The sequence below is a fragment of the Tsukamurella pseudospumae genome, assembly GCF_001575205.1.
GTDB classification, from domain to species: Bacteria; Actinomycetota; Actinomycetes; order Mycobacteriales; family Mycobacteriaceae; genus Tsukamurella; species Tsukamurella pseudospumae.
Window position 1 is genome coordinate 44,673 of record NZ_LSRE01000007.1, and the last position, 9,332, is coordinate 54,004.

The 9,332-nt window shown below is 72.2% G+C and carries 10 protein-coding genes and 1 tRNA gene; 4 read left to right on the forward strand and 7 right to left on the reverse strand.

Annotated elements, in window-relative coordinates; all coding sequences use genetic code 11:
• Genes AXK61_RS05165 through speB form a run of 3 tightly spaced genes read right to left on the reverse strand, consistent with a single transcriptional unit; the run spans position 1 to position 3,202 of the window.
• Complete coding sequence (locus AXK61_RS05165) at positions 1–792, reverse strand: carbon-nitrogen hydrolase family protein (RefSeq protein WP_082777834.1); 792 nt, start codon at positions 790–792, stop codon at positions 1–3.
• Positions 789–2,225 (reverse strand): amino acid permease, encoded by a 1,437-nt coding sequence (locus tag AXK61_RS05170; RefSeq protein WP_068570087.1) that lies wholly within the window; start codon positions 2,223–2,225, stop codon positions 789–791. The genes AXK61_RS05165 and AXK61_RS05170 overlap by 4 nt, the downstream gene beginning before the upstream one ends.
• Positions 2,222–3,202: an agmatinase gene (gene speB, locus AXK61_RS05175; RefSeq protein WP_068744160.1), complete on the reverse strand. Its 981-nt coding sequence runs from the start codon at positions 3,200–3,202 to the stop codon at positions 2,222–2,224. Before speB ends, AXK61_RS05170 begins: the two co-directional genes overlap by 4 nt.
• Before the next feature lie 138 nt (positions 3,203–3,340).
• On the opposite strand from speB, the gene AXK61_RS05180 reads away from it, so the two are divergent.
• Positions 3,341–3,931 (forward strand): helix-turn-helix domain-containing protein, encoded by a 591-nt coding sequence (locus AXK61_RS05180; protein WP_231855437.1) that lies wholly within the window; start codon positions 3,341–3,343, stop codon positions 3,929–3,931.
• Here AXK61_RS05180 and AXK61_RS05185 read toward each other — a convergent pair.
• Both AXK61_RS05185 and AXK61_RS05190 read right to left on the reverse strand, forming a co-directional pair.
• Positions 3,918–4,718, reverse strand: coding sequence for a crotonase/enoyl-CoA hydratase family protein (locus AXK61_RS05185; RefSeq protein WP_068570085.1), 801 nt, complete (start codon positions 4,716–4,718; stop codon positions 3,918–3,920). The genes AXK61_RS05180 and AXK61_RS05185 overlap by 14 nt on opposite strands.
• A 9-nt stretch (positions 4,719–4,727) precedes the next feature.
• Positions 4,728–5,492, reverse strand: coding sequence for a helix-turn-helix domain-containing protein (locus tag AXK61_RS05190; RefSeq protein ID WP_068570084.1), 765 nt, complete (start codon positions 5,490–5,492; stop codon positions 4,728–4,730).
• A gap of 80 nt (positions 5,493–5,572) precedes the next feature.
• Between AXK61_RS05190 and AXK61_RS05195 the strand changes: the two genes are divergently transcribed.
• On the forward strand, positions 5,573–6,361 hold the full coding sequence (locus tag AXK61_RS05195; protein ID WP_082777833.1) for a sulfite exporter TauE/SafE family protein: 789 nt from the start codon (positions 5,573–5,575) through the stop codon (positions 6,359–6,361).
• Positions 6,362–6,403: 42 nt separating this feature from the next.
• Here the strand turns inward: AXK61_RS05195 and AXK61_RS05200 are convergent, their stop codons facing one another.
• Together AXK61_RS05200 and AXK61_RS05205 are read right to left on the reverse strand one after the other, a co-directional pair.
• Positions 6,404–7,141 carry an ArsR/SmtB family transcription factor gene (locus AXK61_RS05200; protein ID WP_068570083.1) on the reverse strand — a complete coding sequence of 246 codons (738 nt, stop codon included), beginning with the start codon at positions 7,139–7,141 and terminating at the stop codon, positions 6,404–6,406.
• A complete protein-coding gene (locus tag AXK61_RS05205; protein ID WP_068570082.1) occupies positions 7,131–8,489 on the reverse strand; it encodes an MFS transporter in 1,359 nt (452 codons plus the stop codon). Before AXK61_RS05205 ends, AXK61_RS05200 begins: the two co-directional genes overlap by 11 nt.
• Positions 8,490–8,600: 111 nt before the next feature.
• Between AXK61_RS05205 and AXK61_RS05210 the strand changes: the two genes are divergently transcribed.
• Together AXK61_RS05210 and AXK61_RS05215 are read left to right on the forward strand one after the other, a co-directional pair.
• Positions 8,601–8,671: transfer RNA gene (locus AXK61_RS05210), tRNA-Gly, on the forward strand.
• Between the two features lie 307 nt (positions 8,672–8,978).
• Positions 8,979–9,332, forward strand: a 354-nt coding sequence (locus AXK61_RS05215; RefSeq protein WP_197466748.1) for a transposase, incomplete at its 3' end; no start/stop codon positions are given.

Consider the following 9,332-nt stretch of genomic DNA (forward strand, 5'->3'; position numbering starts at 1 on the left):
CTAGTACAGGTCGGCGCGCCGGTCGCGCAGGTAGGTGTTCGCAATGCGGGCCTCGCGCAGCCCCTCGGCGTCGGCGGTGAAGGTCAGGAGTTCCTCGTCGCGTCCGGCGCGGGCCACGACCTCGCCGTCGGGTCCGGCAGCGGTGCTCAGCCCGCAGTACTCGAGCGTTCTCTCGCGGCCGCAGTGGTTGGTGTACGCGATGTACAACTGGCTCTCGAAGGCCCGCACCGGCACGAGACGTTCCGCGATCCGGCCGAACGGTTCCATCAGGCCCGTCGGGATCAGGAGCAGGTCGGTGCCGGCCTCCGCGTGGGCGCGGACGGCCTCGGGGAACTCCACGTCGTAGCAGATGAGGAGCCCGCAGCGCAGGCCGCCGAGGTCGAACTGCACGGGCAGCTCGTCGCCGGGTGCGAAGACCGCGCGGTCGAGGTCCCCGAAGAGGTGCGTCTTGCGGTAGTGCGCGAGCTCCGCACCGTCGGGAGCGATCACGGTGGTGGCGTTGAAGACCCGATCGCCCTCGCGCTCGGGATACCCCGCCACGATGGCGATGCCGTGGCGGCGGGCGACCGCGCCGACCGCCGCGTGGTACTCGCCGCCGCGCGGACGAGCGAGTTCGGTTGCGGCCGGGCCGATGTCGTAGCCGGTCACCGACAGCTCGGGCGTCACCAGCATCTGCGCGCCGCCGGCGGCGGCGCGGGCTGCCGCATCGTCGATCGCGGCCAGGTTGCGCCCGACGTCCGGCTCGGGCCCGAGGCCCTCCGGCCCCTGGTACATCCCGACGACGACCGTCATGACGCCTCCTTCGCGAGCGCGACCCCGCCCCGCAGGCGCGAGTGGCGGTAGCCGTAGCCGAAGTAGACCGCGAGGCCGACCGCCGACCAGATGCCGAAGGCGATCCACGTCGGGGTCTCCAGCTGCAGCATGAGGTAGACGCAGAAGCCGATGCCGAGGACCGGGACGACCGGGAAGAGCGGCGTCCGGAACGCCCGGGGGAGATCGGGGCGGGTGCGGCGCAGGACGATCACGCCCACGTTGACCAGCGCGAAGGCGAAGAGCGAGCCGATCGATGTGGCGTTGGCGAGCTCGCCCAGGGGGACGAACCCGGCGAGCGTGGCGACGAGCGCACCGACGATGAGGATGTTGCGCACGGGCACGAAGGTGCGCGGGTTGACCTTCGCGAAGACCTTCGGCACCAGGCCGTCGCTGCCCATCGTGTAGAGGATGCGGGTCTGGCCGTACATCACCGCGAGCACCACGCTGGCGATGGCGATCACGGCGCCGATCGACAGGATCACGGATGGCCAGGTCTGACCGGTGACCCCGGTGAGGATCTTCGCCAGTGAAGCCTCGGACCCGCCGAACTCCTGCCAGGGCATCGCGCCGATCGCCGCGAGGGCCACGAGGCAGTAGAGCACCGTGATGATGCCGAGCGACAGGATGATCGCGCGCGGCAGGTCACGGGTGGGGTTCTTGGCCTCGTTACCGGCGGTCGACGCGGCGTCGAAGCCGATGTAGGAGAAGAACACCATCGCCGCCGCGGCGGTCATGCCGTTGACGCCGAAGGGCATGAACGGGCTGAGGTTGCCCGCCTTGAAGGCGGTGAAGGCGATGGCGCAGAAGAACACCAGCACGCAGAGCTTGAGGACCACCATGGCCGTGTTGAGCCGGGCGCTCTCCGTGGCGCCGCCCACCAGCACGAGGCACGCGAGCGCCACGATCACCATGCTGGGGATGTTGACGATGCCGCCGTCGCCGGGCGGGGCGGCGATCGCGGCGGGCAGCTCGACGTCGAAGAGGGTGCGCAGCAGCTCGTTGATGTACTGGCCCCAGCCGACGGCGACCGCCGCGACGGAGACGCCGTACTCGAGCAGCAGGCACCAGCCGCAGACCCACGCGAAGAGCTCGCCGATCGTGGCGTACGCGTAGGAGTAGGAGCTGCCGGACACGGGGATGGTTCCGGCCATCTCGGCGTAGGACAGCGCCGAGAACAGCGCCGTCACGGCGGCCAGGACGAACGCGACGATGACCGCCGGCCCGGCCTTCGGCGTCGCCTCGCCGAGGATGACGAAGATGCCGGTGCCGAGCGAGGCGCCGATGGACAGCGCGGTCAGGTGGCCCAGGCCCATCGACCGCTTGAGCTGCGGTCCCTCGTGTTCGGCGGCGCTGTCGGCCAGGATCCGGTCGACCGGCTTGCGGGCGATGAGGCCCGCCGTGAACGGGTTCACCGGGCGTTCACCGCGAGGACCGACAGCAGCTCGTACGCGACGTGCGCGGCGGCGACGCCGGTCAGCTCGGCGTGGTCGTACGGCGGGGCCACCTCGACGACGTCCGCGCCCACCACATCGGTGCCGACGAGCGCGCGGATCGTGTTCAGCAGCTCGCGGCTCGTCATGCCGCCCGCCTCGGGCGTGCCGGTGCCGGGCGCGTGCGCGGGGTCGAGGACGTCGATGTCGACGGAGACGTAGACGGGGCCGCCGGCACCGTCGGGCCCGGCGAGGCGACGGCGCATGCGGTCGATGACCGTCTGCAGTCCCTCGTTCTCGTAGTCGTCCGAGCGGACCACCTGGAAGCCGAGCACGCCGTCGGCGGTGAGGTCCTGCTCGCCGTAGAGCGGGCCGCGGATGCCGATGTGCATCGAGCGCTCGAGGTCGATCAGGCCCTCCTCGCTCGCCCGGCGGAACGGGGTGCCGTGCGTGTACGGCGCGCCGAAGTAGGTGTCCCAGGTGTCGAGGTGGGCGTCGAAGTGCAGCACCGCGACAGGGCCGCGGTCGGCCGAGACGGCCCGCAGGATCGGCAGGGCCAGCGTGTGGTCGCCACCCAGGGTGAGGACCTTGGAGCCCGCGGAGCGCAGGCGCGCGATCTCGGCCTCGACGGTGCCGAGCGCCTCCTGGATGTCGAACGGGTTCACCGCGAGGTCGCCGGCGTCGGCCACCTGATGCACGGCGAACGGGGAGACGTCGAGTGCGGGGTTGTAGGGCCGCAGCAGCTTCGACGACGCCCGGATGTGGCCAGGGCCGAAGCGTGCGCCGGGGCGGTAGCTGACGCCGGAGTCGAAGGGGATGCCGAGCACGGCGACGGCGGCGGAGTCCACCTCGTCGAGTCGGGGCAGGCGGGCGAAGGTCGCGGGGCCGCAGTAGCGCGGAATGAGACTCGCGTCCACCGGTCCGCGGGGCTGCGACGGGCGCTGGGTTTCGTCGGACACGGATGGATCCTCTCGCAGGGGCTGCAATTGTGGGCCGGATCACATAGTGTGGGACATCGACCGACTTGTCAACTCGAGTTTCCTGGGAGGAAACAGGCGTTGGATGCGATTGCTCCGGGGGCGGATGCCCTTCCGCCCGTGTCGGATCAGGTGGGCGGGGCGCTCAAGGCGGCCCGTCGTTCCCGCCGGCTGACGCTCGCCGACATCGCGGAGCGGGTCGGCGTCACCAAGGGATACCTGTCGAAGGTGGAGCGGGGGCTCGCGGCACCGTCGATGGCCGTCCTCGTCCGGCTGTGCGAGGTCCTGGAGGTCCCCGTCGGATCGCTGTTCGACGGTGGCGGGGCGGGCTCGGTCGTCCGGGCCGACGCCTATCCGCAGGTGAGTTTCGGCGGCACCGGCCTGTCCGAGTATCTGCTCACGCCGTCCGCCGAACAGCGGGTTCAGGTGCTGCTCAGCGACATCGAGCCCGGCGGCGGCAGCGGCGACGAGTCCTACGCGCTACCCGCCGAGGTGTCCTTCGTACTGGTGCAGCGCGGGCTGCTGCACCTCACCTTGCCCCCGGAGCCGGGCGTCGAGCTGGCCGTCGGGGACGCGATGACCTTCGACCCCGGACGCCCGCACGCCTTCGCCGCGGGACCCGAGGGGGCGCGCGTGCTGTGGGTGATGGCGCCCGCGTTGCCCGGCCGGTCGGACGGCGGGGCGCGGGCGGGGGCGGCTACGCCCCGGTGAAGCGGGGCGGGCGCTTGTCCAGCATGGCGGCGACCGCCTCGTGATGGTCCGCGGTCGCATGCGCGATGGTCTGCATCGCCGCGGACAGCTCGAGCAGCGCGTCGAGGCTCTGGTGCTGCCCCTCGCGGAGAAGGCGCTTCGTCATCCGCAGGGCCTGCGGCGGGTTCGCCGCGACGCGGTCCGCGAGGGTGCGCGCAGCGGCGAGCAGGTCGTCGGGCTCGACGACGCTCGACACCATGCCCCATGCCAGCGCCGTCTCGGCGTCGACCGCGTCGCCCGTGAGTGCCATCTCTGTGGCGCGCGCCATGCCGACGATGCGGGGGAGCAGCCACGCCCCGCCGTCGCCGGGGATCAGCCCCACTTTGACGAAGCTCTCCGCGAAGAGCGCCCGTGTGGAGGCCACTCGCAGGTCGCACATCATCGCGAGGTCGCAGCCCGCGCCGATCGCGGGACCGTTCACCGCGGCCACCGTCGGGACCTCGCAGTGGTACAGCGCCCGCGGAATCCGCTGGATGCCGTGCCGGTAGCCCTGCCGCTGCTGGGCCGCGGTGCCGCCGAACATGCCCTCCTTGTCGCGCATGTGCTTCACGTTGCCGCCGGAGCTGAACGCCGACCCCGCGCCGGTGAGGATCGCGACACGGACCTCGTCGTCGTGGTTGACCGCGTCGACGGCGCGCTCGATCGCCTCGATCATCGCGTCGTCGGACACCGGGTTGCGCGCCGCGGGGTCGTTCAGGGTCCAGGTGACGACGGGGCCGTCGCGCTCGATCAGGAGGGGTTCGGTCATGATCCGACCCTAGGCGGACCATCGTGCGCGCGAGGGAGGCATCCCGAACTCGGCCGTGAACGCGGCGGTGAACGCCGCGGGGGTCGAATACCCCAGGCGTCCCGCGGTCGCCGTGACGCTGAAGGTGCGCAGGAGCGCTACGGCGGCGAGCAGCCGGGCACGCCTGCGCCACGCCGCGGGGCTGGTCCCCGTCGCCGCGCGGAACCGCGTGGTGAAGGCGCGCTCGCTCCGCCCGCACCGCCGTGCCCACGTGGCGTTGTCGACGGCGACCTCGGGCTCGACGAGGTACTCGCGGCACAGCGCGCGCAGTTCCGGATCGGCGGGAAGGGGAACGTGGAGCGGAAGCGGTGCCAGGGCGGCGATCTCGTGCAGCAGCAACGCGGCGACGGCTCCGGCGCGTCCCGCCTCGTCGTAGTCGGCGGGGAAGTCGACGGCGGTCAGCAGGAGCTCCCGGAGCAGTCCCGTCACCTCGACGACCGTGCAACGCGCCGGCCACCACGGAGCGGCGGCCGGTTCGATGTAGAGGCTGCGCGTGCTCACGCCCGCGTAGCGGACGGCGTGCGGCTCGCCGGGCGGGATGAGGACGGCGCGGTCGGTCGGCACCGTCCACGCCCCGTCCGCCGTGTCGACCTCCATGACGCCCGTCGCGGCGTACAGGAACTGCGCTCGACGGTGGCTGTGCCGCGCCTGTTCGTAGCCGTCGGGGTAGTCGGTGCCGACGGGGAGCACGTCCCGCGGGAGGTCCTCGAGATCGATGACCGGAACGTTCCGCATGCCCGTGATGCTACTGGGATTCGAAGATATCCAGCTCACGATCGATTGTCGGCAGCGTCGGAGTCCGGTGGAATCGATGAGTGAGTGCAGTGATCCTGGTCCTGGTGGGCGCGGTGTCGGGCGTGACGACCGCGATGTTCGGTTTCGGGGGAGGGTTCGTCGCAGTACCGGTGCTGACGTGGGCGGACGCGTACCTGGGAGGCGACGCCCCACGCGCTGCCGTCGCGACCTCGTCGGTACTGATGGTGGTCGCAGCCGCGGTGGCGACGGCCTCCACCCGGCGTGCGGTGCTGTCCGAGCTGCGGGGGAGCGGGCGCCTGCTCGGCCTCCTCGCCGTCGGCGGAGCGGCCGGGGCGGTCGTGGCGCGGCACGTCCCCGGCGGCGCGATCGCAGTGGGCTTCGTCGCCTACCTCGTCGTCACGATCGTGTCCGTCACCGTCCGGCCGGGTTTCGTGCGGCCGGACGGTGACGATGCTCCTCCCATCCCGTCGGCCGCCGGCCTCCCGATCGGCGCCGTCGCGGCCGTGCTGGGCGTGGGCGGCAGCGTCCTGACCGTGCCGATGATGCGGCGCAACGGGCATCGCATGGACGTGGCGGCGGCGCTGGCGAATCCGCTGACCCTCGCGGTGGCGCTGCCTGCGACCACCGTGTTCCTGCTGTGGTCCGGCGGCCGGCCCGCCGGTGCGGGATTCGGTTTCCTGGGCGCCGTCGATCTCCGAGCGGCGGGCGCCCTCATGCTGGGATCGCTCCCCGTGATCGTCCTGGTGCGGCGTCGCACACCGCGCCTGTCCGATGTTGCGCACGCGCGGTGGTACGTCGGGTTGCTGGTGGTGGTGACGATCGCGATGGCGGCCACGTTGGTGCGGTGAGCCCGGTGAGCCCGGTGAGCCCGGTGATCCGGGTGGATGGGCTCAGGTGGGCCAGTCGACGCCGAATCGACGTGCCAGGACCCGCTCCCCGGCGGGGGTCACCCGCACGGCGCGGTACAGCGGTAGGCGTTCGGCCCAGCCCGCGGTGAAGAACCGGTCGCTGAGCGCCCGGCCTGCGCCGCCCGCGAGGTGGTGCCGGGTCTCGGTCCAGTCGATGCAGTACCGGACCAGCGGGCGGGCGGCACCGTCGGGCAGCACGACGCCGAGGTCGTCGAGGAAGGCGAGCCCGTCGTCGGTGAGGCGGTAGTCCAACTCCCGGCCCGCCGAGGCGGGGCGGTCGGCACCGTCGTCGCGGAACAGGCCGTCGCCGCCCGTCAGATGTCCGTGGTCGAGCAGCGAGCCCATGATCGCGACGCCGAGGCGGCCTGCGAAGTGGTCGTAGCAGGTGCGGGCCGTGCGAAGGCGCTCCGCGCGGGTGGTCGCCTTGAGCGAGCTGACCGGCTGCGGCGGGGCGAACGCGGCCAACCGCTCGACGAGGTCGGCGACCTCCGGCCCCGCGATCCGGTACCAGCGGTGGCGCCCCGCGGACCGGACCGCGAGCAGGCCCCCGTCGACGAGGCGTCGGAGGTGGCCGCTCGCGGTGGGGCGCGACACTCCGGCCTCGTCGGCGAGGACGCCGGCGGCGAGCTCCCTACCGCCCAAGAGGGACAAGAGGATCCGGCTGCGGGTGCGGTCGGCGAACAACTCGCCGATCCCCGCCAGATCCGCATCACCCGGCATCGCTGCGCACCTCCTGCTCTCCGGGGGCGGTGGCGCCGATGCTGGTGACCACCCCCACCACGAGTATGACCGCGACGGCGCCGAAGGTCACCGCGAGCGCGGTGGAGGTGCGGCCGGTGGCGTTGTAGAGCGCCCCGAATCCGGCGACGCCGAGCGCCCCGCCCGCCTGGCGCGCACAGTTGAGCACCGCCCCGGCGAGCCCGGCGTGTTCGGGCGGCGCGGCGTCCAGCGCGACGGAGGTCATCGCGGGCATGGCGAGCGACGCGAGCCCGATCAGGCTCATCCCCGTGACGATCGCGCTCGGGTGGGACGCGCCGACGGCGACCACCAGCGCGCCCGTCGCCGCGCAGGCGAAGCCCGCGACCATCGGCGGCCGGGGACCGGTACGCGCGGTGACGAATCCACTCGCGGTGGATCCGAGTGCCACGACCACCGTCATCGGCAGGATCGCCGCCCCGGTCTCGAGCACCGTCAGGCCGTGCACCTGCTGCAGGGCCAACCCGACGACGAGCAGCGCCCCGTACAGCGCGAAGTTGAAGACCAGCCCCGTGATCGCCGCGCCTCGGAACGGTCCGCGCGCGAGCAGCCCGCGGGGAACCATGGGATGCCGCGCGACGCGCTGGGAGGCGACGAAGGCGCTGGTCGCGAGCACGGCGGCGGCCGCCAGGGCGCCCGCGAGCGCAGCGCGCCCCTGACCGAGCTCGATGAGGGCGGCCGTGCCGAGAGCCAGCGCCGCCGCGCCGACGGTCGCGCCCCGCACGTCCAGGGGGCGGGCGTGCCGGGGCGAGTCGGGCACCGTCGCCCACACGGCCAGCCCCGCGAGGATCGCGATCGGCGCGCCCACCCAGAACACCGCGCGCCACCCCGCGCTCGCGGCCAGGAGGCCGCCGATCGGCGGACCCGCCGCGAATCCGGCGCTGGCGATCCCGCCCCAGATCCCCAGCGCCCGTGCCCGTTCCGCCGCACCGGGGTAGAGCTCGCCGATCATCGCCAGCGAGCTGGGCAGGATCATCGCCGCCGCCACGCCCTGCACGACGCGGAAGCCGATCAGTGCCGCCCAGCCGGGGGCCAGTGCGCAGCCCGCCGTGGCGAGCGCGAACAGTGCGAATCCGAGGACGCAGACCTGCTTGCGTCCGAATCGGTCGGCCGCGGGGCCGGCGAGGAGCATCAGCGCCGCGAACGGGATGGTGTAGCCGTCGACCGCCCACTGCGCGAGGCCCAGGCCGCCGCCCAGATCGCGGGTCATCGAGCCCAGGACGACGTTGACGACGGTGGCGTCGAACTGGATCAGGCCGAACGCCAGGGACAGGGCCAGGAGTGCGACGGTGCGCCGCCGATCGGGATGCATGACACCAGCCTGGTGCCGGAACGGTTCGGTGCCCGCCGAACAGTTCGCCGCAGGTGATTTCCACCCGTGCGAGGCCATGCCGTAGCATGTTGCGAGCGTCGTGAGACGTACGCGGGCGTAGCTCAATGGTAGAGCCCTAGTCTTCCAAACTAGCTACGCGGGTTCGATTCCCGTCGCCCGCTCAGATGGAAAGGCCCTGGTCGGAGTAGGTTTCCGGCCGGGGTCTTTGTCGTGTTCGGGGGCGCTGCAAGGGGCTGGGGCCGCGCTGGGGCCGCGCGTCGATTCGGGGCGAACCTGTCTACGCTCAGCCGGAAGCGGCCAGTCAGAAGTGCCAGCCACCGTGATGTGGCTCCCGCTACGATTGCGGCAACGACTAGCCTCGGCCTTTCGCGGGTGAGGTCGTGTCGGACATGAAGAAAGGTGCTCTGAGCTGGAAGAATAGGGGTTACCACACCAACCTATTTCCAGTCTCGAAGGAGCACCTTTCTGGTGAGTCAGTCTACGTCCTGCTACCCGAAGGTGTCGGTCGACGCGGCCGGAACGAACCTCGTCTCGCATGCCGGGACAGTGCTGTTGCTTCGTACCGCCGAGACGGTCGGTCTGACCGCGGCTCTGACCAGTGCGTTGATGCCGTGGCGCAAGCCGAACGCGATCCACGATCCGGGGAAGACGGTGCTTGATCTGGCGGTGTCGATCGCGGCGGGCGGGGACTGCCTGGCCGACCTCGATCAGCTCCGCACCCAACCACAGGTGATGGGCCAGGTCGCCTCCGATCCGACGGTGTCGCGGCTGATCACCGCCTTAGCAGGCGATGTCGACGCGGCGTTGGCGGCGATCGCTGCG

What these genes read in the sequence shown, in the direction of transcription:
- AXK61_RS05165 (WP_082777834.1), bottom strand. Translation starts at nt 792, where the DNA reads ATGACGGTCGTCGTCGGGATGTACCAGGGGCCGGAGGGCCTCGGGCCC.
- AXK61_RS05185 (WP_068570085.1), bottom strand. Translation starts at nt 4,718, where the DNA reads ATGACCGAACCCCTCCTGATCGAGCGCGACGGCCCCGTCGTCACCTGG.
- AXK61_RS05190 (WP_068570084.1), bottom strand. Translation starts at nt 5,492, where the DNA reads ATGCGGAACGTTCCGGTCATCGATCTCGAGGACCTCCCGCGGGACGTG.
- AXK61_RS05200 (WP_068570083.1), bottom strand. Translation starts at nt 7,141, where the DNA reads ATGCCGGGTGATGCGGATCTGGCGGGGATCGGCGAGTTGTTCGCCGAC.
- AXK61_RS05205 (WP_068570082.1), bottom strand. Translation starts at nt 8,489, where the DNA reads ATGCATCCCGATCGGCGGCGCACCGTCGCACTCCTGGCCCTGTCCCTG.